The organism is Oceanihabitans sp. 2_MG-2023, from assembly GCF_030547245.1.
GTDB lineage: Bacteria > Bacteroidota > Bacteroidia > Flavobacteriales > Flavobacteriaceae > Oceanihabitans.
The window spans coordinates 562191-585893 of sequence record NZ_JAUOQT010000002.1 but is presented as its reverse complement, the minus strand read 5'-3'; the positions used below and the strand labels follow the sequence as shown (position 1 = coordinate 585893).

At 32.1% G+C, this 23703-nt stretch carries 18 protein-coding genes; 4 read left to right on the top strand and 14 right to left on the bottom strand.

All coding sequences use genetic code 11. The features are described 5' to 3' along the window. Positions 1–110: 110 nt before the first annotated feature. From Q4512_RS06435 to metG, 9 genes are all read right to left on the bottom strand, one after another. On the bottom strand, positions 111–1724 hold the full coding sequence (locus Q4512_RS06435; RefSeq protein ID WP_303423106.1) for a glycoside hydrolase family 16 protein: 1614 nt from the start codon (positions 1722–1724) through the stop codon (positions 111–113). A gap of 10 nt (positions 1725–1734) precedes the next feature. Beyond that, positions 1735–3825 (bottom strand): PKD domain-containing protein, encoded by a 2091-nt coding sequence (locus Q4512_RS06430; protein WP_303423103.1) that lies wholly within the window; start codon positions 3823–3825, stop codon positions 1735–1737. Between the two features lie 11 nt (positions 3826–3836). Beyond that, positions 3837–5282 carry a RagB/SusD family nutrient uptake outer membrane protein gene (locus tag Q4512_RS06425; RefSeq protein WP_303423100.1) on the bottom strand — a complete coding sequence of 482 codons (1446 nt, stop codon included), beginning with the start codon at positions 5280–5282 and terminating at the stop codon, positions 3837–3839. Positions 5283–5294: 12 nt separating this feature from the next. Further along, complete coding sequence (locus Q4512_RS06420) at positions 5295–8375, bottom strand: TonB-dependent receptor (protein ID WP_303423097.1); 3081 nt, start codon at positions 8373–8375, stop codon at positions 5295–5297. Between the two features lie 242 nt (positions 8376–8617). Then, on the bottom strand, positions 8618–11425 hold the full coding sequence (locus tag Q4512_RS06415; protein WP_303423094.1) for a triple tyrosine motif-containing protein: 2808 nt from the start codon (positions 11423–11425) through the stop codon (positions 8618–8620). Positions 11426–11532: 107 nt separating this feature from the next. Continuing rightward, entirely contained in the window at positions 11533–12000 is a 468-nt protein-coding gene (locus Q4512_RS06410; protein ID WP_303423092.1) for a hypothetical protein, read from the bottom strand. A gap of 247 nt (positions 12001–12247) precedes the next feature. Continuing rightward, entirely contained in the window at positions 12248–14365 is a 2118-nt protein-coding gene (locus Q4512_RS06405; RefSeq protein WP_303423089.1) for a Tex family protein, read from the bottom strand. A 79-nt stretch (positions 14366–14444) separates the two neighbouring features. Beyond that, positions 14445–14912, bottom strand: a complete 468-nt coding sequence (locus Q4512_RS06400) for a hypothetical protein (RefSeq protein WP_303423086.1) — start codon at positions 14910–14912, stop codon at positions 14445–14447. A 1-nt stretch (position 14913) separates the two neighbouring features. Further along, positions 14914–16974 (bottom strand): methionine--tRNA ligase, encoded by a 2061-nt coding sequence (gene metG, locus Q4512_RS06395; protein WP_303423083.1) that lies wholly within the window; start codon positions 16972–16974, stop codon positions 14914–14916. A gap of 74 nt (positions 16975–17048) precedes the next feature. On the opposite strand from metG, the gene Q4512_RS06390 reads away from it, so the two are divergent. The 3 genes from Q4512_RS06390 (at position 17049) to Q4512_RS06380 (ending at position 18841) form a co-directional block, all read left to right on the top strand. Beyond that, positions 17049–18065, top strand: coding sequence for an LD-carboxypeptidase (locus Q4512_RS06390; RefSeq protein ID WP_303423207.1), 1017 nt, complete (start codon positions 17049–17051; stop codon positions 18063–18065). Continuing rightward, positions 18055–18351, top strand: a complete 297-nt coding sequence (locus Q4512_RS06385) for a hypothetical protein (protein ID WP_303423080.1) — start codon at positions 18055–18057, stop codon at positions 18349–18351. The genes Q4512_RS06390 and Q4512_RS06385 overlap by 11 nt, the downstream gene beginning before the upstream one ends. A 130-nt stretch (positions 18352–18481) precedes the next feature. Beyond that, positions 18482–18841 carry a YraN family protein gene (locus Q4512_RS06380; RefSeq protein ID WP_303423077.1) on the top strand — a complete coding sequence of 120 codons (360 nt, stop codon included), beginning with the start codon at positions 18482–18484 and terminating at the stop codon, positions 18839–18841. Between the two features lie 6 nt (positions 18842–18847). Here Q4512_RS06380 and Q4512_RS06375 read toward each other — a convergent pair whose 3' ends face one another. The 4 genes from Q4512_RS06375 to Q4512_RS06360 form a co-directional block, all read right to left on the bottom strand. After that, positions 18848–19513 carry a peroxiredoxin-like family protein gene (locus tag Q4512_RS06375; RefSeq protein ID WP_303423074.1) on the bottom strand — a complete coding sequence of 222 codons (666 nt, stop codon included), beginning with the start codon at positions 19511–19513 and terminating at the stop codon, positions 18848–18850. 14 nt (positions 19514–19527) lie between these two features. Further along, positions 19528–20172 carry a DsbA family protein gene (locus Q4512_RS06370; RefSeq protein WP_303423071.1) on the bottom strand — a complete coding sequence of 215 codons (645 nt, stop codon included), beginning with the start codon at positions 20170–20172 and terminating at the stop codon, positions 19528–19530. A 76-nt stretch (positions 20173–20248) separates the two neighbouring features. Next, positions 20249–20812 carry a carboxymuconolactone decarboxylase family protein gene (locus Q4512_RS06365; protein ID WP_303423068.1) on the bottom strand — a complete coding sequence of 188 codons (564 nt, stop codon included), beginning with the start codon at positions 20810–20812 and terminating at the stop codon, positions 20249–20251. A gap of 65 nt (positions 20813–20877) precedes the next feature. Continuing rightward, a complete protein-coding gene (locus Q4512_RS06360; RefSeq protein ID WP_303423065.1) occupies positions 20878–21441 on the bottom strand; it encodes a TetR/AcrR family transcriptional regulator in 564 nt (187 codons plus the stop codon). A gap of 160 nt (positions 21442–21601) precedes the next feature. Between Q4512_RS06360 and Q4512_RS06355 the strand changes: the two genes are divergently transcribed. Continuing rightward, on the top strand, positions 21602–22279 hold the full coding sequence (locus tag Q4512_RS06355) for a class I SAM-dependent methyltransferase (protein ID WP_303423063.1): 678 nt from the start codon (positions 21602–21604) through the stop codon (positions 22277–22279). Positions 22280–22295: 16 nt separating this feature from the next. Here Q4512_RS06355 and Q4512_RS06350 read toward each other — a convergent pair whose 3' ends face one another. Continuing rightward, on the bottom strand, positions 22296–23678 hold the full coding sequence (locus Q4512_RS06350) for a TlpA disulfide reductase family protein (protein WP_303423060.1): 1383 nt from the start codon (positions 23676–23678) through the stop codon (positions 22296–22298). Positions 23679–23703: the final 25 nt, after the last annotated feature.

Genomic DNA, 23703 nt, shown 5'->3' with positions numbered 1-23703 from the left:
TGGTTTAATTTATTCTGGAATCAAAAAATTTACTAAAAAGGTCGAGTAGTGTGCTCGACCTTTAATTTTAAAATTACTAATTCAAAATAATTATAAACTACTTTTATGTCTTATTGATATACTCTTACATAATCAATTTCCATGGTATCTTCTGTAAATGCAGGGTCAATATCTCCACCAAGAGTTCCTCCCATTGCTATATTAAGTATAAAGAAGAAGTCTGCATTAAATGGTAAATTAGAACTATTAGTTAATGTCATAAATGGAACATCATCTACCGAAATTTTAACCGATTGTTCACTCCAATCTAGAGAATATACATGAAATTCTGTTGCAGCATTTGCTATAGCTGTGGTTTCTCCAAAACTAGCGTTAGTTCCGCTTCCGCTATCTAACCAATGGCAAGTGCCTAAGGAAATATTTTTATCCCAACCTGTTTGTTCCATAATGTCTATTTCACCACAAGTAGGCCAACCTACTGTGCTAAAATTAGAACCTAACATCCAAATTGCTGGCCAAGTACCTTGGGAAGCTGGTAATTTTGCTCTAATTTCCATTTTACCATAGGTGAAACTTTGTAATCCTTCGGATTTTAATCTTGCGGAAGTATAACCACTACCATTTGCTTTAGCGGTTATTATAAGTGAGCCATTATCTACTATTACATTTTCGGCGTTGTCTGTATATGTTTGTAATTCTTGATTTCCCCATCCTCCAGCACCAAGGTCGTAGGTCCAGTTTGCAGGGTTAGGAGTACCATTCGTATCAAATTCATCAGACCAAACTAATTCTAGTTCTGTTCCAGTTTCCTCTTCTTCAGAAGTTATAATAAACCACCAGTCAAAACCATTATTACCATCGGTAGTTCTAAGAAGTAGTTCATTTGCCACTGAACGATCATAAATTTCATAACTATGAGAACCTCCTGTGTAGTAACCAATAAATCCTAATCCACTTAAATTAATAGTTTCGTTACCACCTGGAGCTGTTAAAGTCCAGTTTTCGGAATAGTCACTATACGGATAGTTTTCTATATCATCTCCATTTGGAGTTTCGTTGTGTGGTCCTAATTCTTCAACTAAACCAACACGTCCAAAAATAGTACCAGTAACATCTTCTGTTGGATCGTCATTTACGCTATTTGTGACATGGGTAAATGTTCCATCAGAATGGAAAACATAACGATCATCATACATTCCTGTTGCTGCTTTTTCACTTGGGCCAGCGGCATACCATTCGGTAGGAGCTCCACCAACTGGTCCCAAACCAAAATGACCAGCTTTTTCCGATTTAACTCTCCAAGTTTTTGATTCATTTCCATGAAGTATTGCTAATAAATCTGCAGGAGCAGAGTAGGTTGCTAATACTTCTACTTCAATAGTTGCAGAAGTAGAATTACCTCCTGGGCCTATTGCAATAACTGTAACTGTGTAGGTGTTGATACCTAAATTAGAAAAAGCATATGCAAGTTCACCGTTAGCAGCTATTTCCTGATCTCCATTATATGAATATCTATAGGTAATAGCATTATCTGCAGTAGCTGTAAAATTCACATTACCAGATCCATCACCAAATGGGTTTGCTGTATCCTGACCTATTATTTCAGCCGAAACTTGAAGGTTGGTTGGTGCAGTTAAGTCTCCAAATTGGTAGTTTTCTTCTTCACAGCTTACTAAAAACACAAGGGAGAAGAAAAGAGTTATAATATATTTTATATTTTTCATCTTTTTTTATTTATTGTTTAATCAATTTATAATACCAATACTCTGTACCTCCATTAAATCCAGAAATAGTAATATCTAATGTGTTACCATCTGTTGACAATACATAATCATAGGTAATAGTATCATTATCAGGCATTCCATTTTCACCTGTATTATGCACCTTAGGCAATCCTAGATATGCACCTAAGCCATTTACAGTTACAGTACTTGCTGTGCTTGTATACGATGCTGTATTTGTACCATTATGAGGTGCAATTGGAGCTCCACATCCATCAGCAGCTACTCCTTGCCATGTTTCTAGCCATGTTTCTGTACCTAATACATTTTGAAATGATCCATCTGCATTGAAAATATATGCATCATCAAAATAACAAGCTCTTGCTGCAAGATCAGCATCTGGAATCGACCACCATACCGTTCCAGCTCCATCTCCAACTTCAAGAGCACCTTCTTCAGAAGCTACTTTCCATGTACCAATTAAAGGGGAAACTGGAGCAGAATCTTTAATTAATTTATAGTACCAATACTCTGTACCTCCATTAAACCCTGAAATTGTTATTTCTAAAGTATTACCATCTGGTGCTATTACATAATCATAAGTAATAGTATCATTTACTGGCATACCATCTTCACCTGTATTATGCACTTTAGGTATTCCTAAATAAGCACCAACACCTGAAATGGTTAAAGAATTACCATTATCGATATATGTTGCTGGACTTGATCCGTTATGAGGTGCGATTGGTGCTCCACATCCATCAGCGGCTACTCCTTGCCATGTTTCTAACCATGTTTCTGTACCTAGTACATTTTGGAAGGATCCATCTGCATTAAAAATATATTCATCATCAAAATAACAAGCTCTGGTTGCTACATCAGCAGCTGGAATTGCCCACCATATAGTTCCAGCACCATCTCCAACTTCAAGGGCACCTTCTTCTGGTGCTATTTTCCATGTGCCTACTATTGGAGAAGGACCAGTAGATTCTTTCCAGAAGTAAATATTATCAATAAATACAGTTCCAGCAGCCCAAGGTGTGCCAACAAATTTTAATTGAAAAATTTCATTTACACTTAATCCTTGATCTGTATAGTCGGAAATTGGAATATCTATACTTGTCCAATCGTTTGGATTTAAATTATTTGTTACTGGAGCTTCCGAAGACCCAGCCGGATTATTAATTAATGATGTTTCTATTTGTGTTGTAACATCTGCAGTCCATACATCTATGTGTAGAAACTCCATTGCAGATACATCTACACTAGTTCCGTCTTCTAGAGCTACCCCTTGGTAACTAAGGTTAATGTATTGAAGCATTTGATCACCAGCTAAATCAAACATAGCCCAAGAACTACCTTGTCCGCCTTGTCCCCAATCTGGGAAGAAATTTGTGTTTTCTAAATCTGTATATGCTGCACTAAATACAGATATAACATCTTGAGCAGCTCTTGCAGGAGGTGTTGGCGCTGAAGCTAAAGGTTGAAGAATCGCAGTAACTTCAAAATCTTCAATTATAAATTGTGTGGTTTCAATAGCAGCTCCCATCGCCACAACAGTTATATTATAAGTTCCTGCGTCTGCATAGATATGAGAAATTATTTCCCCTATGTTTCCAGTTAGTATTTCACTTCCATCTCCAAAATCAACATCGTAACTTACTGCATCATCAGCAGTAGCTAAAACATTCACCTGTTTAGATATGGCAACATCATTTTCTGCGGTTGCAACTAAATTTGAAGGAGCATTAAAAGATACAGCCAATTCTTTTGTGATTTCTGTTTCTAATCCTGTAACTCCAACTGCAACAATTCTTACGGTGTAAGTACCTTCTTCGTATGTGTGCATCGCATTTTCTCCTTGCATGATATTTGCTGGTTCTTCTGTTGCATCACCATAAAAAATATTAAAATTAATTGCATTTTCTGCTGTAGGTGTTATCGTAACCAATCCTGTATTGTCTTGTGTTACATTAAATAATGCCATAACGTTAGTTGGAGCGACAGCAGTATTCACAAAGTCTGTATTATCATCATCATTTACACAACTAATAATTAGTAGTGTAATAATGCACATACTGAATATGTATTTTATTGTTTTCATATAGTTATTTTTTAATATCCTTCGTTTTGAGTTATACCTGAAATATCTCTTTCTAGTTGAGGAATAGGGAATACTTCGTGTTTATTTGTTGTAAAACCATTTATGGTTGATGCAGCTTCACCAGTTCTTACTAAATCGAAGAAGCGGTGCCCTTCCATTGCTAATTCTAGTTTTCTTTCGTTCCAAATTGCTTGAACTAATGTGTTACCTGAAGAGGTTATATCATGATCTAAATCACCAAAAGCTCTTCTTCTAACTTCATTTAAGTATTGTTGTGCTAAACCATCACTAATATTTCCTCTAGCATTTGCTTCTGCAGCCATTAATAAAACATCTGCATAACGAATAGCTCTATAATTATTCAAATAATTAAGTTCTGTTTGGGCGCCACTTTCACCAGCTCTTGGTATGTATTTATGGTTAAAATATCCCGTTTGTTCATAACCAGCTAAGCTACTTGCATCGCCAGAATATGTTAGTATAGTAGCCTCTCTTCTTGTGTCTTCACTATCATAAGCATCATATAAGTCTTGTGTTGGAACATTAAAAGCCCAGCCTCTAGCATAGCCAGCAATGTCTGCTCTTGGACCATTGTGTATTATTCCAAAATTACCTTCTGTCCCTTGCGGTACATAATCCCAATCATACCACTCTGACGTATTTGTGTATTGTACTTCAAAAACAGATTCTATACCATTTTCTCCAGATTTTAAAAACTGGCTTTCAAAGTCATCTACTAAAGTAAAAGCACCAATTACATTATTTAAAGTTGTTGCGGCTTCAGGAAATTTTTCTTGATACAAATATGCTTTACCTAATAATGCTTGTGCGGCATATTTTGTTACTCTTCCTGATTGCGATTGTGTAGTTGGTAACACAGCAATTGCATCTCTTAGGTCTGTTTCTATTTGTGTATAAACATCTGCTTTTGGACTTCTAGGTATGTTTCCTGAATCTGAAGCATCTAATCTTCTATCCACAAATACTGGTACATCTCCAAAAAATTTAACCAATTCAAAATAATAATAAGCTCTTAAAAAATAAACTTCACCATATAAAGCTTCTTTACCATCAAAATCTAATTTGGTTTTGTTTTCTTCTAAATAATTAGCACGATTTACGCCTTCATAACACCATTTCCATAAATTGGTTAAGTTGTCATTATTAGGGTTGTGTGTCATGTCGTCAATTTGTTGTAACCCAATTACATCTGTTGCGCTTTCGCCACCACATAAAGAGTTGTCTGATGCGATATCCCCAATAAGTGTATTTAAATACATCCATTGTAAAGGGTCATAGGTTCCTATAACTGCAGCTTGATAATCTGCTTCTTGTTGAAAATAAACACTATCTTCTATTTCGTGTGTATCTGTTGGTTCTACATCTAAATAATCGGAACAGCCTAATGCTAAAAAGATTAGCATAAAAGGTAAAACGGAGTTTTTAAGTATTTTCATAATTCTTTTTTTTTAAAAGTTTACATTTAATCCAACAGACCAAATTCTTGGGATAGGATAGGTTCCTCTGTCAACACCTGTATCACTAACACTACCAGAAGATATTTCTGGGTCGTAACCTGAATATTTGGTAAATGTATATACGTTTTTAACTTGTGCGTATAAACGTAGTTTGCTTATGCCTGGAACATTTGGTATGGTATAACCAAGCTGTAAGTTTTTAATTTTGAAAAAGCTGCCATCTTCAATATATCTATCTGAAGCTCTTGTGTTGTTGTTGGTGTCTTCAAAAGTAACTCTAGGTTCTGAATCACTAGTTCCTGGACCTGTCCATCTGTCTAAAGTAGAAGCAAAACGGTTTGTGTAGGTGGAGTTTCTTTCATAAGCTCTATAAATATCATTTCCAATAGAAGCATAAGTTCCAATATTAAAATCTATATTTTTATAGTTAATAGAGGCATTCCAACCAAAAGTAAAATCAGGGAAAGGATTTCCTATATTTGTTCTATCTTCATCATTAATTACTCCATCACCATTTATATCTGCAAATCTAATATCTCCTGGTTGTGCACCAGTTTGCGTTGCATGTGTATCAATCTCTTCTTGAGTTTGAAAAATGCCATCGGTTTGATAACCATAAAAATACCAAGGTGTTTCCCCTTCTTCAAAACGACTTATAATGGTATAAGGAATTCCGTATCCAGCTCCTAGAACAAAATCGGCACCTCCATTATCTACTTTGGTAACTTCTGTATTTACGGTGGTAAAGTTAATGTTTGTACTAAAGCTAAAGTCATCTGAAAATTCATTATTATAACCTAATGAAATATCTACACCGTTTGTTTTTGAAGCACCTACATTTCCAGATGGAGCAGCAATATCACCAAGATATAAGCTAGGTGAAGGTCTAAAGATTAAATCTACTACATCCTTTTGGTAATAGTCTGCAGACATGGATATTTTGTTTGTAAACATTCTAATATCAAAACCAGCATTTAATTGTTTTTGTGTTTCCCATGATAAGTCTGGGTTTGGTATAGAACCTAATGTTGAACCACTTACAATATTACCATCGAAGGTGTATTGTGGAAATGTATTAATGGAAGAAAATTGTGCATCTGCATTATCTCCTAGATTATCACTTCCGGTTGCGCCATAACTACCTCTAATTTTTAGGAAATCAATAATTTCAGAATTGAAAAAGTCTTCGTTTGAAGCTACCCAACCTAAAGATGCAGCATAGAATAAACCGTATCTATTGTTATCACCAAATGTTGAAGAACCATCATACCTTCCTAAAATAGAAACTAGGTATTTATTGTTAAAATCATAATTTAATCTTCCAAAGTAGGACATGTTTTTATTAAGATATTGCCATGAACCAGAGGTTTGTGAGGCGTTATCTCCAGTTGCAGCACTTACATCTGCATAACTCCATGAATTAAAAGGTATGTCTTGTGCATTAGCTGTTATGTTTTCTCCAGAATTTCTACTAAGAGATAATCCCAATACTGTTTCAAAATTATGATTTTCGTTTATAAGATTAAAGTCATAATTTCCAAACAATTCATAGGTGTAAGAAAAGTAATTTGTGTTAGACTCTGATACTCTATTGTGTGTAGATGTTTCCTCTCCTGTTTCTGCATCTGTGGTTATTATTGGAGATAAATCTGGATTTGCAGTTGTACCATTATGACCAACACCATAATACACTAAAGGAGTAAAGTTTTTAGTATAAACGTCTACATAATTATAGCCAAAGCGTGAAGTTAATTTTACATTATCTAATATTTTGTATTGTAATTCTAATTTACCAGTGATTTTATTCGTATTCCCTTCGTTATAAGTGTTGTCTAATTGCGTTAACGGGTTAATTATTTCTTGTGTGATAGTTTCACTAATACCAAAACTTCCATCGGAATTATATGGATTTACCATTGGATCGAAATTTAAAGCATTAGATAAAACACTTCCTATATTATTTTCAGACAAAGATTTGTCTTTAATATTTGCATAATTTGTGTTTACTATTAGTTTAAACTTATCGGATAAATCTGCGTTTATTCTACCAGAAAGCGATGTTCTATCAAAATACGATTTATCATTGCCGCCAACAACACCATCTTGTCCTAAAAATCCTCCAGAGAAAAAGTAACTTATTTTTTCTGATCCTCCAGAAACCGAAATGTTATGCGATTGTATAGCTGCAGTTTCGATTACTTCATCTTGCCAATTTGTACCTTTACCTATAGTAGAGAGGTCTGGAAATATAATATCTCCTCCAGAAGCTACACTTGCTTCGTTTAGTATGGCAGCATATTCACTAGCATTTAAAACATCAACCTGTCTTATTACTTCTTGAACACCATAAGAGGAGTCAAAATTAACAGTAACTTTTTGGTTTTTCTTACCAGATTTTGTCGTAACTACAATAACACCATTTCCTCCTTTTACACCATATATTGCAGTTAATGCTGCATCTTTTAAAACATTAATAGATTCCACATCTGATGGGTTTAAGGTATTTAAATCGTCTATACCTTGTATTACGCCATCTACAACTACTAAAGGAGAGCTACCTTGCGCAGACACAACACCTCTGATAGATATTGCTGGTGATTTACCAGGGGAACCATTAGAGACTACATTGATACCAGTTGCAGAACTTTGAAGGGCTTCTTCAACCCTTACTGGTTTTAGAGTTTCAATACTTTCTGAATCTACTTTAGATACAGAACCTGAAACCTTACTAAGTTTTTGAGAACCGTAACCAATTACAACAACTTCGTCTAGGCTTGCTACATCTGTTTCTAATTGAATATTTAGAGTAGTTGATTTATTTATTACAACTTCATAAGTAACAAAGCCAACATAACTAAATTGTAGCGTAGCTCCATTAGGTACTTCATTAATAGTAAAAAGGCCATCAAAATCGGAAACGACTCCATTGTTGGTGTTTTTAACTATTATGTTAGCACCAGGAATAGGCATGCCATTATCTTTCTCTATAATGGTTCCAGAAATAGTATGGTTCTGTGCACTTGCTGTTGTAAAAAAAAGTAGTGCTAAAAATGTGTAGAGTGTGAGTCTCATAAATATTAGTTTGATTTCTTGATGTTAAAACTATCTATAATAAATGTGAAATTTTCAAAACACACCGCAACAAAAAATATACATAACAAAAAAACAACCATTTTTTTGTTGAATTAGCATTGCGTGGTCTTTAAAATAAGGAAAAGCATAATATTTTGTTAATAATGTAAATGCTATAAAAAAAAGAATGAATTTAACAATGTTGTGGTAATGTATGGTTAAAAAACCCTCATGTTTGGTAGTTATAGATCTAAAATGTAGCTTGTTAAGCTTGCTTCGTGTGGTAATTCTATTTTTTTACGCAAACGATACCGTTTTACTTCGACGCTTCTTGGGGAGATGTTTAATAAAGGAGCTATTTCTTTTGAAGATAAGTTTAGTCTTAAATAAGCACATAAACGTAAATCATTTGGAGTTAATGAAGGATGAATAGCTTTAATCTTTTTCAAGAAATCTTTATCTGCATTATTAAAAGCTTCTTGAAATAATTTCCAATCATTTGTGTTGTTTAGGTTATTGTCAATAATTTTTATTACTGATTTTAAATTTTTGTTTTCATCTGCATTTTTAAGTTCGTTTTTAATATTGTTTAAAAATTCATTCTTCTTAATTAAGCTCATTGTTGAGATAGCTAGTTCTCTGTTTTTACTATTTACATCTTGTTGTAGTTTTTCGTTTTTAAAACTCATGAGCTGTTGCTCATTTTCTAATTTTTTAAGATCTAATTCTCGTTGTGTATTTTGAAGTAATTTTTCTCTTTGTTTTCTGTAATACCTTTTATATATAGTATGCATCATAAACGAGAAAACTAAAAGTCCAAGAATATATAATGCAATCATTAGATTACTTAAATACCAAGGTTTAGCAATGTTGAAATTGTAGGTGGCAATATTATTAGATTTGCTATTAGCTATTTTGGCTCTAACGTTAAAGGTGTAATCGCCAAAAGGTAAGTTGTTAAAAGATATACTTGAATTAGAAGACCAATTACTCCAGGTGTTATATAAACCTAATAGTTGGTATTGGTATTGTGTTTCGTGAAATTTTTCAAATTCTGTAACGTTATAACTAAATTCAATGTTGTTTTCATTGTTGTTAAAACTAGTGTTTTCGTCGATTTTTACGCGAATAGCAGGTTTATTTATTTCTTGTTTTGTTATTGTGTTTATGTGTATGGTATATTGTTTTTCTTTTAATTTATCTAAATCTATTATGATGTAACCTGTTGAGGTTCCAAATAAATATTTTTCATTTTCTAAATGTAAAATATTTTCATAGCCCGACATTCCTTTTTTAATTGAGTTTGGTAATGAGATTTTACTAATATTAGGTTCGTTACTAAGCTTTCCTGGTGAAATATAGTTAATACTGTTATTTGTAAAACCCCAAAGTTTAGTAGATTTTGTATCGGTTATTAATTTACCAGAAATGTATTGACTACTATCTAATAATTTACTGTAAACAGTATCTATTTTAAAAGTTTTTGTTGCGGTATTGTATTTGAAAACACCATTTTTATAAGAGTAAAATAAGTTGTCGTTATACTTAATAAGACTTGAACGTAGTCCTTTTTTAATGGTTGTGTCTTTGGTTACTTGAATCGCTTTTGTGAAATCTTCATTAATTATAATTTTAAATACCCCTTTGTATTCGTGGTTTACAAATATTTCATTAGTATTTATTCGTTCAAAGTATTTGGATGAACTATTAAAGCCTTCAATTTTATTTCGAAATTGCCATTTGTTGTTCTTTTTTTCAAGAATGTTTAAGCCATTATAATTTCCTTGTAATAGTAGGTTTTCATGCGAGTCGATGGTTTTTATGTTCCAAGTACCTTGTATGTTTGCTATTTTTTCAACTTGATTGTTATTTACAATAAACGTCCCACTATCATGACCACAAAATAAAATATTATTTATATTTACTAAGGACCAAACTTGCCCTTTAGTGCCTTCAATAAATTTATACGGTTCTTTCGAGTTTTGATTTCTATAAAATAAGCCTTGATTAGTACCTAGATATATGTAGTTGTTTTTTAAAGCAGAAGTGTATATGGTTCCTAGTTCGCCTTTTATGTCATCAAATATACTAAAAGGAGAGGTTATGTTTATGCAGTTAATTCCATTGTCTAAACCCAGCCAAATATTACTGTCTTGATCTTGAAAAAGGGATAATATAGTGTTGTTGCTTAATCCTTTTTCATGATTTATTTGTTGTTTAATGTTTCCTTTTTGATCTATAAGTAAAATACCATTAGAAATAGTGCCAAAAGCAAAGCTGTCATCTTTTAGTTTGATGCTACTATAAACACTTTTGTTAGCTAAAAAGTTATTTATAGGGTTATCCCATTTTATTAATTTGTTATTAGTGAATTGATATAAGCCTTTTTCTTGGGTTTGTATAAGTAGTTCGTCTTTATTGTTAAAGATGTTGACTACTATGTTGTTTTTAACAATTTCTTGATTTGTAACTAACTTTGGTGATCCATTTTCTATTTTATAAATACCATCTTGTAGTTTTTGAAAATAAATTGTCTCATTTACTTTAAATATTTTTGTTAAAGTGGTTTTAGAATCTATAACTTTATAAGAAGCATTGGTTACATCGTAGATAATAATTCTATTTAAGGATTGAAATAATATCCAGTTGTCTAGACTAATTATATTCCAAAAATGCTCGTCTTCAATAACGGGCACCTCTAACTCATTGGATAAAGAAGTGTAAGTTAATGTGCCTTGTTCGTTTCTTTTCCAAAAACCAAACTCCATATAGCATCCAGTATAAATCAAATTATCTACAACATGTACAGTACGAAATATAGTTTCGTTTGGGGAAGGGTATAGGGTCCAGCTAGCACCATTAAACTCTAAAAGACCTTTATTATTAGCAATATATATATGCTTGTCTTTAGATTGTGATATAGACCAATTTTGATTTTCTGCACCAAAATCTTTTGGTGAATAGGTTTCAATAGGAGGGATTTCTTGTGCTATAACTAAACCACACATTAACCCAAACAATAAGAAAATGATGATTTTGTTTTTTTGCATAATAATCACTTAAACGTTAAGTATAATATGCAATATACAAATTTTAGAAGTTTTTTAGCTGTCTTTTTGTTAACTATACAATTTGTGCAAAATGAGTAATGTAGTTCTTATTTTTTTACAAAATTCATCTTTATAGTGTATGGTCTTTTGTTTATCCAGGTAGTGTAGTTCCACTGCATCGAATTGTCTGTAATTTCCGTGATTTTCACTTTAAATTTATCGGCAAGACCATTTTCTTTCTGTATTTTTAAAACAACGTCATACAATCCAGATTTTTTAATCGATTTAGTGACATCAAAAGAAATGTTTCTTTTTCCGAAAGAACAATAAAGGTCATTTATTGCGTAAGTTCCTGTATTATTTAATTCACTAAATCTCCAAAGGCTTTGTTCAAAACAAAAGTTAGTTACATCGTTAAAAAGTGTGATTCTTTCATGCATGTCTGGCTCAACGTAAGATACTTTGTTTAGTAGCCAAAAGTCTTTTAGAATTTTCTCAGAAGAAATATCGTTAGCGCTTTTAAATCCGAATAATAGAATACATGCTAAGGGTACAAGTACAAGTTTTTTAATCATTTTGCTATTAATGTTGCTAGCAATACATTATTCAGATTCAAAAAAATCAGTCCCCTTTTCTGGTAATTTTGTATTCTAATTAATGTTTTAATAATATTCAATAAAAATTAAATTTCATTAAATATATTATTGCTATTGTTAGGGTTTTTAGGGTGTTTTGTCAAACATTTAATCGACAAAGTACGAATATAGCATATTAACGGTAAGTTTTCCAAAATAAAAGTGGTTTTTTTTCGATTTTTTACAATTACTTCTCCAGTTTTAGTTGAATACGTTTTCTAATGATATCTACCTCTAATACTTTTACTATAATTTGTTGGTGTAAATGTACGTGTTCATTAACATCTTTTACAAAACTATCTGCTAAGTTAGAAACATGAATTAAGGCACTTTCTTTAATACCAACATCTACAAAACAACCAAAATTGGTAATGTTATTTACTATCCCTGGAAGTAATTGCCCTACTTTAAGGTCATTAATCGTTTTAATATTTTGATTAAAAGTAAAAACCTTAGCCACCTCTCTAATATCTAAACCTGGTTTTTCTAATTCTTTAATAATATCTTCTAGTGTAAGTAAACCAATAGCTTCTGTGGTGTAGTTTTTAATATTTATTTTTTGAAGTATGGATGCGTTTCCAATTAACTCGTTTAAAGATACCTTTAAATCTTTAGCCATTTTTTCTACTATTTTGTAGCTTTCTGGGTGAACAGCAGAATTATCTAAAGGGTTTTTGCCCTCTTTAATTCTTAAAAAAGCAGCACCTTGCTCAAAAGCTTTTCCACCTAACCGAGGCACTTTTTTAATTTCATTTCGGTTAGTAAAAACACCAATTTCGTTTCTGTAATTAAAAATATTTTCAGCTAGTTTTGGGCCAATTCCAGAGACATAACTAAGTAAGCTTTTACTAGCTGTATTAATATTTACGCCAACGGCGTTCACACAGTTCTCTACTACAACATCTAGTTGTTTTTGAAGCTTGCTTTGGTCTACATCATGTTGGTATTGCCCAACACCAATAGATTTAGCATCTATTTTAACCAGTTCTGCTAAAGGATCTTGAAGGCGTCTCCCAATAGAAACAGAGCCCCTTACAGTAACATCATAATTTGGAAATTCTTCACGAGCTATCTTAGAAGCCGAGTAAATACTAGCTCCAGCTTCACTTACAACAAATACTTGTATGTCTTTTTTAAAATGAATTTTACGTATTAAAGCTTCTGTTTCTCTTGAAGCTGTTCCGTTACCTATTGCAATAGCTTCAATTTTATAAGCATCCGTTAAAGAGCTAATCTTTTTCATAGCTCCAATATTATCGTTTTTGGGAGCATGCGGATAAATGGTTTCGTTGTATTTAAGTTGTCCTTGCGCATCTAGACATACTACTTTACAACCAGATCTAAACCCAGGATCTATTGCTAATACTCTTTTTTCCCCTAATGGAGAACCTAATAGTAGTTGTTTCAAGTTTTTTGCAAAAACAGTAATTGCAGATTCGTCTGCTTTGTTTTTCGCATTTTGTAATGCCTCATTAGATAGTGAAGGAAAGAGCAAACGTTTATAAGTGTCTGCAATTGCAAGTTCTATTTGATACGCACATGCATTTTGCGATCTAATTATTCTGCTTTCTATTTTTTGTAAGGATCGATCATTATCGATACCAATTTTTACGCGAATATACCCTTCGGTTTCAGCCCTTAAAATAGCGAGTAATCTGTGCGATGGAATTCTGTTTAAAGATTCTTCCCAATCAAAATAATCTCTAAATTTTTGTGCTTTTTCATCATCTTTCATTGATTTTATCACTTTCGTGGAAATCATCGCGAAACGCGCTAGTTGGTTTCTAATCTGGTTTCTAATATCTGTTCGCTCATTAATCCATTCTGCGATAATATGTCTAGCACCTTCTATAGCTGATTCTACAGAAGTAATTTCACCTTTAACATATTTAAAAGCTATCGATTTTATATCATTTGTATTTTGGCTCATGATAATCTTAGCCAAAGGTTCTAAACCATTTTTACGTGCATTTTCTGCCTTGGTTTTTCGCTTTTTCTTAAAAGGTAAATAAATATCTTCTAGCGTGATTAAGTCTTTTGTTTTTTTTATTTTATCTTTTAATTCTTCGGTTAAAAGTTCTTGTTCTTCCATTGCTTTTAAAATAGCAATTTTACGTTTTTCTAACGTTTCATATGCTTCTTTATATTTTACAATTTCACCTATTTGAACTTCATCTAAATTTCCTGTTCGTTCTTTTCTGTAACGCGATATAAACGGAATTGTACAGTCTTCATTTAAAAGTATTATAGTGTTTTTTACAGAAGTTTCTGGTAATTTGGTTTTCGATATTATAAAAGAAATCATAAGGAGAATTTAATTTTAGAAAAGTAACAAAAAAACCTTGTAGTGCTAAATTACAAGGTTTAATATAATGAGTAAATAATTATGCTTTCTCAAATTGCAGGTTAATGGTATGTCTTTTGTTTTTAATGTATACAACATATTGCCATTGCATTGTATTATGAGAAAACGCTGTTATTTTTATTCTATAATGTTTCCACTTTCCTGCTTTATTTTTAGTCTTTAAAACAATATCTGAGTAGCCTGTTTTTTCTTCCGTTTTTAAAAAACGATAAGAGATTTCACGTTTTCCAATTGTGCAATAAAGGTCGTTTATAGAGTATGTACCATCGTTATTTGTGGTGTTAAATTGCCATCGACTATCTTTAAAACATTGGTTTGTAGCATCATTAAAAAGAATGGTTTTATCATGAAAATTAGCCTCTAGGTAAGACACCTTGTTAAGTATCCAACTATCTGAAAGTAAGAAAGTATTGGTCTTTTTTTGAGGTACTTTTGTTTTACAAGAAAACACACTAATGAAAATAAATACTAGAACTAGTTTTTTCATTCTAGCTTATTTGCAACCCATTGCTAATATTTGCATCATCTGGATTTACAAATACTAATTTGCCTTCTGGAGTTTCTGTCATTAAAATCATGCCTTCACTTTCTACACCACGAAGTGCTCTAGGCGCAAGGTTTACTAAAACCGTTACTTTTTTACCAACTACTTCTTCTGCAGTAAAACTTTCTGCAATACCAGAAACAATGGTTCTTACGTCTATTCCGGTGTCTACTTTAAGAACTAAAAGTTTTTTTGCTTTTGGCATTTTTTCGGCTTCCAAAATAGTACCAACACGAATGTCTAGTTTTGTAAAATCTTCGAAAGCAATTGTTTCTTTTTGTGGCTCGACAACTGCATTTGCTATTTCGTTTGCTTTTTTACTAGCTTCTAATTTGTCTAATTGTTTTTGAATGGCTTCGTCTTCTATTTTTGAAAAAAGTAATTCTGCTTTTCCTATTTGGTGATTTGCAGACAGTAAAACTTCTTTGGTAGAAACTTCTTCCCAAGTGGTTTCCGCATCGAGTGTAGAATGCGAAAGAATAGATTTTAATTTCGTAGAAGTAAACGGTAAAAAGGGTTCACTTAATGTAGCTAAAGCCGAAGCAATCTGTAATGCGACATACATGATTGTTTTAGTACGAGACTCATCTAGTTTAATCACTTTCCAAGGCTCTTCGTCTGCTAAATATTTATTTCCTAATCTGGCAAGATTCATTAATTCTTGTCCTGCTTCCCTAAAACGATATCTTTCAATAGAGCTAGAAATCACGTTTGGATATGCTTTTATTGCAGCAAGAGTTTCTTCGTCTATTTTAGAAAAAGTAGCAGGTTCAGGAACAATTCCGTTGTAATATTTATTAGTTAAAACAACTACACGATTGATGAAGTTTCCAAAAATGGCTACTAATTCGTTGTTGTTTCTTGCCTGAAAATCTTTCCAAGTAAAATCGTTATCCTTACTTTCTGGTGCATTTGCTGTTAAAGCATAACGTAAAACATCTTGTTGGTTTGGGAAATCTTCTAAATATTCTGGTAACCAAACAGCCCAGTTTTTTGAGGTAGAAAGTTTTTTACCTTCTAGATTTAAAAACTCGTTTGCAGGCACATTATCTGGTAAAATATAAGAACCTTCTGCTTTAAGCATTGCTGGGAAAATAATGCAATGAAACACAATATTGTCTTTACCAATAAAGTGTACCAGTTTGGTGTCTTTGTCTTTCCAGTAAGGTTCCCAATCTTTACCAACGCGATCTGCCCATTCTTTGGTTGAAGAGATATAGCCAATTGGTGCATCAAACCATACGTAAAGAACTTTTCCTTCGGCTCCTTCAAGAGGTACCGGGATTCCCCAGTCTAAATCTCTGGTTACAGCACGAGGACGTAAACCATCGTCAATCCAAGATTTAACTTGTCCATAAACATTAGGTTTCCAATCTTTTTTATGGCCTTTTAAAATCCATTCTCTTAAAAATTCTTCATGTTTATTTAAAGGTAAAAACCAATGTTTTGTTTGCTTTAAAGTGGGAACGTTTCCTGTTATTGCAGATTTAGGATTTATTAAATCTGTGGCATTATGGCTTGTTCCGCAGTTTTCACATTGGTCTCCATAACTTTCTTCGTTTCCACATTTTGGACACGTACCAACAACAAACCTATCTGCTAAAAATTGGTTTGCTTCTGCATCATATAATTGTTCGGAAACTTCTTCAACAAATTCATTTTTATTATAAAGTGTTGTAAAAAATTCGGAAGCAGTATCGTGATGAATTTTAGCAGAAGTACGTGAGTAGTTATCGAAAGTAATTCCGAAGTCCTCAAAAGATTTTTTAATAATTGCGTGATATTTATCTACAATGTCTTGCGGGGTTACACCTTCTTTTTTTGCTTTAATAGTAATAGGAACTCCATGCTCGTCACTACCACAAATAAAAGCAACATCGTTTCCTGTTAAACGCATAAAACGCGCATAAATATCTGCAGGAACATAAACACCCGCTAAATGACCAATATGAATTGGTCCATTGGTGTATGGTAAAGCTGCAGTAATTGTATATCTTTTTGACATTATAAATTTCTTTTTTGAAGACACAAAAGTACACATTTTAAGAGGGATTTAGAAAAAAAATGTACATTTACATTATGACTAAAAAACGAATCTTTTTGCAACTATTTTGCGTGGTTTTTTTCTTTGGAAACCTAACACTTTTAGCACAAGATAATAGCATAAAAAACACGACTACTTTGATACAACCAGATTATTTAAAAGCAGGAGATACTGTTGCTATTGTTGCTCCTTCCGGAATACTTAAAAATAGAAATGATGAAGTAGAACAGGCAATAGCATTACTTAAAAGCTGGAATTTAAATGTAGTTGTAGGGGATCATGTTTTTAGTACCGATAACCATTTTGCAGGAACAGATGCAGAGCGTTGTGAAGATTTTCAGAAAGCATTAGACGATCCTAGTATTAGTGCTATTTGGAGTGCAAGAGGAGGTTATGGAACCGTAAGGATATTAGATAATTTGGATTATTCAAAATTCAAGCAAAAACCGAAATGGGTTATAGGTTACAGCGATATAACAGCACTTCACAACCAAATACATAATGAAGGTGTGGAGTCTATTCATGCATTAATGTGTGTGAGTTTAACGAAAGATTTAGGCGAAATAAAAGAAAGTATAGCCACTTTTAGAGATGCTATTTTTGGAGAACAAATTGCATATACTTTAAAAGGCTCTAATTATAATAGAGTAGGAGAAGTAACAGGTCCTGTAGTTGGAGGGAACTTGACAATACTTCATACTATGTTAGGCTCTAATACAAGTATTGATACTTCTGGTAAAATTTTATTTATTGAAGAAATAGGGGAATACAAATACCATATTGATAGAATGTTGCAAAGCCTTAAACGTGCTGGTTATTTTGAAAACTGTAAAGGTGTTATGGTTGGCGATATGAGTAAAATGCGAAAAAATACAACACCTTGGGGTACTTCTGTAGAGCAACTTATTTTAGATGTTTTAGCCGAATACGATTTCCCTATAGTTTTTAATGTTCCTGTTGGTCATGAAAAAGATAATCGTGCATTAATTCTTGGTAGAAATGCTAAAATTAATGTAGGAAAGGATACGAGTACTGTTGTTTTTGAAGAATAAAGCACTTTACGGGAATGATTTCAATAATCACCTATATAATCAAAATGTAAGATACTTAGCGGTAAATAAGGGTTATGTTGATAATAATGGTACTAGTTTAACTTATCAAGGTATAGATTATTTAGAAGATTGGCTTAAATCATTTGAGAACTTAACTGAAGATGAAACTGAAAATCTAAACAAAAAATTACCTAAACCGATATTTGATTTCTTTAAGTTTACAAAAGAAACAACAACTGTATTAAGTTTTGTCAACCAAATACTTAAACTTGCTGAACGATTATAAAAATATTCGTGTATTCGTTGCAAAAATAAAGGAGTAATTAAGGATTCCCGCTTTCCTGTCAGCCGACAGGCTGGCGTGTGGATAAAAATTTAGGTAGACAGGATAAGATTCCTGCCTACGCAAGAACAAGATGGCACAACACAATGAGCTTGGTGAAAAAGGAGAACAGCTTGCAGTAGATTTTCTATTGCAAAATGGGTACCAAATTATGGAACGTAATTATCGATTTCAAAAAGCAGAAGTAGATATTATTGCTAAACAAAAAGACACACTTGCTATTGTAGAAGTGAAAACCAGATCGACAAAAGATTTTGGAAATCCCCAAGATTTTTTAAAGCCGAAGCAAATACAACGAATAGTAAAAGCAGTGGATCAATATGTAACCACGAATAAACTAGATGTGGAAGTGCGTTTCGATATTATTGCAATAGTTAAAACAGGGAATACCTTTGAAATAGAGCATTTAGAAAATGCTTTTTATCATTTCTAGTTCCTATTAGTTTAACTTATTTAAGGCAGTTAATATATCTGTTGCTTCTGCTCTTTCTCTATAGTCTGCATCTAAAAATGCATATTGAATAATGCCCTTGGTATCTATAACATAGGTTGCAGCCAAAGGTAATTGATTGCTTTTGTCACCATTCATTTCACTTAAACCAAAACTAGCTTCATAAATAGTTGCAACTTCGTCTGTTAATGTGAAAACAACGCCATATTTTTTTCCAATGGTGTTCCCTACATCACTTAAAACCGTGAATTCTAATTTGTTTTTTTCTGAAGTGCTTAAAGAATTATCTGGTAACTCGGGAGTTAATGCAATAAGTGTAGCACCTGCTTTTTGAAATTCAGGTAGTTTTTCTTGTAAATAGTGTAGCGTTATATTGCAATACGGACACCATCCGCCTCTATACCACGTTAAAACTACAGGTCCGTTTTGAAGGTTGTTGTATAAAGAAACGGATTTGTTTAGCGCATTTTTAAGTGTAAAATTTGGAGCTTTATCCCCAACGTTTAATGCCTTTTCTAGTATTCCAGAACTTGCTACGCTCGTGATACCGTCTGCGTAAATACGACTTTTTTCTTCGGTGAATTTTCCAGCACCTTCTTTACGTTTTACATCTAGCAATGCATCTAGTTCACCCTTATTTTTATTTGTTGCCATGTTTTGTTTTTATGTTATTCCGCAATTAATTCCGATAGAACTTGTTTAAATACATCTACAGGTTGTGCACCAGTTACCGCATTTTTTCTATTAAAAACTATTGTTGGTACAGCACTTACACCTAGTTGTTGCCAATATTTTTCTTTTGTTTTTACTTCCTTGCGTATTTCTTGATTATCTAATTTAGATAATGCTTCTTCTGCATTTAAGCCAACATCTGTTAATGCTTGTTTTAAAATATTTCTATTAGAAACATCTTTTCGTTCGCTAAAAAAAGCAGTAGTTAATCGCATTTTTAATTCGGTTTGTTTTCCAAAATATTTAGCATATTCTAATAAGATATGTGCTTCAAAAGTGTTAGCCATACGCATTTTGTCAAAATAATCAAAAGTAAAACCAACCGCTTCTCCAGCTTCTATCATTTGTTGTTGCGATTTTTTTTGCTGTTCTAAAGTAGCACCATATTTTTCTGTAATATGTTCTTGTAGATCTTGTCCCTGTGAAGGCATATTAGGGTTCAATTCAAAAGGTTGCCATTCTATTTCTACTTGGTCTTGTAGACCGAGATCTAAAATTGCTTTTTCTAACCTTTTGAAGCCAATGGTGCACCAAGGGCAAACCACATCGGAAACAATATCTATTTTCATTTTTTCTTTCATAATGTTAGATTAAAATAAACCTTCCACATACATGGAAGGCTTATTATTAATAATTAAAAATCTGTGGTTTTAGGGATTATGAAACCACATTCTCTTTAGACCAAGCAAATTTTTCAAATGGCGCATCCACAGGTGTATTTGCAATATGGTTTGTATAGTTACTTATTACTTTTTGCGAAAGCCCTAAAATAATTTCTAGCACTTGTTGTTCTCCATATCCTGCTGCATAAAAAGCATCTAAATCTGCTTGAGTAACATTACCTCTATTTTTAACAATAGTTAAAGTCATTGTACGTAAAGCTTCTAGTTTTGTGTCTTCTAAAGGCGTTTCATTACGTAAGGCTTCTGTAATGCTGTCATCTACTTTCATCATTTTTGCAATTCCTGTATGTGCAGGAACGCAGTAATGACAAGCGTGTTCTACATTTATGGTTTGCCATACTACTGTTAATTCTTTTTCATTAAAAGAAGTTTCTGTAAATAACTGATGTAAGGTTTGGTATGCTTCTAATATTTTTGGAGCTCCTGCTAAAACACCGTGTAAACCAGGAATCATTCCGAAAGCTTTTTGAGAATTTTCTAATAGTGATTTGCTTCCTTCTGGAGCTGTTTCAATGTTGTGAATTTTTAAAGTTGTCATAATTTTATTTTTTATTAATGTTTATTATTTCTAAACAATCGTTTAGTTATTGTGTAAAAAAAAGTTTAAAGATTTTTAAAGGTCATTTCAATATAATCTTCTATTTCTTGTTTTGTGTTTACTCTTGCTGCTGCAGCTAAGCCATGTTTTGCTAGCATTAAGTAATTAGCTTGTTTAGCTATTGTTTCTTTATCTTTTGTAGCATTCATTTGTAATTTTTCTATGATAATTTGTTTTAAGTTATTCATAAAAGAATGCATCTGCTCTTTAATTAATTCGTCTTCATTTTCTGAAAACTCATTATAGGTGTTCGTTATAAAACAACCTTTAATATGGTCGGTTTTATAATTAGAACTTACAGAATTATAGAAAAACTGTTTAATGTCTTCTATGCCATTGGATGCTTTTTTAAAATCTTCAAAAAGGGTTTTAGATTTTGCTTTATAGTATTTTAAACTTTCTAAAAACAAACCATGTTTATTGCCAAAACTAGAATATATAGAAAATTTATTAATTCCCATTTCTTTTTCAAGCATTTGCATAGATGTGTTTTCATAACCATTACGCCAAAACAAATGCATTGCTTTATCAATAACTTCTTCTTCTATATATTGTTTTTTTCTAGCCATTTTATTTTCCGTGAAAACGAAAATATTTTTAATTCCACAACAAATCTAACTAATCGTTTAGAAATGAAAAAAATTTTAACATTTATTTCTGTTTTGCTTGCGAATAGGATTATATTAGTTTTGTATTAATTATAGTCTGTCGCAGACTTTTTAATGACTTATGCAGAAAGAAAAAAATAAGGGCATCCAAAAAGCTAAAAAACCTTGGCCAACTAAAGCCGCTATGGAACAGGTTTATGAAAAGAAACTTTGGGGAAATAATACGGCCACTTTTTATTCTGGTGAAGGATCTCATCATCCAGAATTAGTAGTTCCATATATAGATGTAGTAACTTCATTTTTAAAATCTTTTAATAAACCACTTTCTGTTTGCGATTTAGGTTGTGGAGATTTTAATATTGGCAAACAATTGGTAAAGCATACTAAAAAGTATGTTGCTATAGATATAGTAGACGAACTAATAATATATAATAAAGAAAACTTTATAGCTGAAAATTTAGAATTTCAATGTTTAGATATTGCTGTAGATAATTTGCCAGATGCCGATTGTGTTATAGTAAGACAAGTGTTGCAACATTTATCGAATGCAGAAGTATTAAGTGTTTTAAATAAATTAAAAAAGTATCCGTTTGTTATATTAACGGAGCACCTACCTAAAGGGGAGTTTATTCCAAATAAAGACATTATTTCTGGTCAAGGAATAAGATTAAAAAAACAAAGTGGGATACAAATATTAGCTGCACCGTTTTATTTTAAGGTGAGTAAACAAAAGGAATTGGTGTCTATTACATTACATAATAATAAAGGTGTAATTGTAACTACGCTTTATGAGATTTAAAAAGAATTAAATTTTCTTAATCCATATTTATTATTTCACTATCCTCTTCTTCATTTTCTTTCTTTTCTAAAATTATAGGATTTTCTTTATAGAACGCTTCTAAAGCTGGGAAATCATCTGGTTTTTCTATAATATTTTTGTTTGCATCTAGAATAAAATAGGTTGGAGTAGCTGTTACACCATAAGCATCACCAATTGGATTTTCCCATTTACCTTCGCCAAACACATGAATGAATTCTGGAAAATCATAGGTTTTGTCTTTCCATCTATAAATATCGTTTTCTAGTGCAACAGCAATGACTTTTAGTTTTCCTTCTTCTAAGTTTTTAATATAAGCTTGTAGTTTAGGTAATTCTTCTAAACAATGCGAACAAGTACTACTCCAAAAAACGACAACATATTGTGAAGCTTCTTTATAGTCGTATAGTTTAACTAGTTCTATTTTTTCGTCTATAGGGATTTCTATGGTAAAATTAGGAGCAAGTTCTCCAATTGAAGTATTTTTGTATACTGTAAGTTTTTGAATTAAAGCATTATCTTTTTTTGCAGTGGCTATTGGTAATAAATAATTGTCTGCGATATGGTTTGCTACTTCTTCTTTTTTAGAGTCTACAAACTGATTAAAAAGTACTTCTGTAATAATTTCTTTAATTGTAGCATTGTTTCCTATTGCAGCTACTACAGTGTCAATATTCTTTTTATAGCCTAAATTTTCGTCTATAGGATTTGTAAATGTAAATACATAATTTAAAACGGTTTCAATTAAAAAACTAGAGCTTTGTAAGGTAGGATTGCTGAAGTCGATATTTGAAAAATAATTAGCTTTTACGTTTTTTGAAAACGTTTGAGCATCTTCCATTTCTGTTGGAATATATGGCTTACTTGCCTTGATAAAGTGAGAAGCTAGCATACCTTCTGAAGCTTTTTCGAATTCGTTTTGTGTTTCTGCTAACACATCAAAAACTTTATGAAATTCTTTTTTAGTTTGTTTTCCACCGTAGTAAGCATTTATGTTTTTGCTAACTATTTGTAAGCTTTCTGTATATGCATTAAGTAGTTTGTTTTCTTCCGATTTAATAAATTTGGCACCTTCCTCTAAATTAAAAGTAAGTTCAATATCTTCTTTTGCATTATAGATAAGATCAAAATTATACTCGTCTTGGGGAAGCGCATAAACTATTCTGTACATGCCTTTTGTTATTGTAGTATCTAGTTTAAATTGAAAATTACCAATGCTATCAATTTCTGCATTATTTACATATATAGAAGTTGTAGGTGTTACTTTATATAAAATTGCGAATTTAAATTCGTCGGCAGGAGTAAATTTTCCTTTAATAGTGTGTTGCGCCAATACAATACTTGGCAAAAATGCGATTAAAAAAAGTAGTTTTTTAGTCATTATAATTGGTTTTTCTTTAACTATT

Coding starts and splice junctions, on each gene's coding strand:
- Q4512_RS06435 (WP_303423106.1), bottom strand. CDS start 1,724: ATGAAAAATATAAAATATATTATAACTCTTTTCTTCTCCCTTGTGTTT.
- Q4512_RS06430 (WP_303423103.1), bottom strand. CDS start 3,825: ATGAAAACAATAAAATACATATTCAGTATGTGCATTATTACACTACTA.
- Q4512_RS06425 (WP_303423100.1), bottom strand. CDS start 5,282: ATGAAAATACTTAAAAACTCCGTTTTACCTTTTATGCTAATCTTTTTA.
- Q4512_RS06420 (WP_303423097.1), bottom strand. CDS start 8,375: ATGAGACTCACACTCTACACATTTTTAGCACTACTTTTTTTTACAACA.
- Q4512_RS06415 (WP_303423094.1), bottom strand. CDS start 11,425: ATGCAAAAAAACAAAATCATCATTTTCTTATTGTTTGGGTTAATGTGT.
- Q4512_RS06410 (WP_303423092.1), bottom strand. CDS start 12,000: ATGATTAAAAAACTTGTACTTGTACCCTTAGCATGTATTCTATTATTC.
- Q4512_RS06405 (WP_303423089.1), bottom strand. CDS start 14,365: ATGATTTCTTTTATAATATCGAAAACCAAATTACCAGAAACTTCTGTA.
- Q4512_RS06400 (WP_303423086.1), bottom strand. CDS start 14,912: ATGAAAAAACTAGTTCTAGTATTTATTTTCATTAGTGTGTTTTCTTGT.
- metG (WP_303423083.1), bottom strand. CDS start 16,974: ATGTCAAAAAGATATACAATTACTGCAGCTTTACCATACACCAATGGA.
- Q4512_RS06390 (WP_303423207.1), top strand. CDS start 17,049: ATGACTAAAAAACGAATCTTTTTGCAACTATTTTGCGTGGTTTTTTTC.
- Q4512_RS06380 (WP_303423077.1), top strand. CDS start 18,482: ATGGCACAACACAATGAGCTTGGTGAAAAAGGAGAACAGCTTGCAGTA.
- Q4512_RS06375 (WP_303423074.1), bottom strand. CDS start 19,513: ATGGCAACAAATAAAAATAAGGGTGAACTAGATGCATTGCTAGATGTA.
- Q4512_RS06370 (WP_303423071.1), bottom strand. CDS start 20,172: ATGAAAGAAAAAATGAAAATAGATATTGTTTCCGATGTGGTTTGCCCT.
- Q4512_RS06365 (WP_303423068.1), bottom strand. CDS start 20,812: ATGACAACTTTAAAAATTCACAACATTGAAACAGCTCCAGAAGGAAGC.
- Q4512_RS06360 (WP_303423065.1), bottom strand. CDS start 21,441: ATGGCTAGAAAAAAACAATATATAGAAGAAGAAGTTATTGATAAAGCA.
- Q4512_RS06355 (WP_303423063.1), top strand. CDS start 21,602: ATGCAGAAAGAAAAAAATAAGGGCATCCAAAAAGCTAAAAAACCTTGG.
- Q4512_RS06350 (WP_303423060.1), bottom strand. CDS start 23,678: ATGACTAAAAAACTACTTTTTTTAATCGCATTTTTGCCAAGTATTGTA.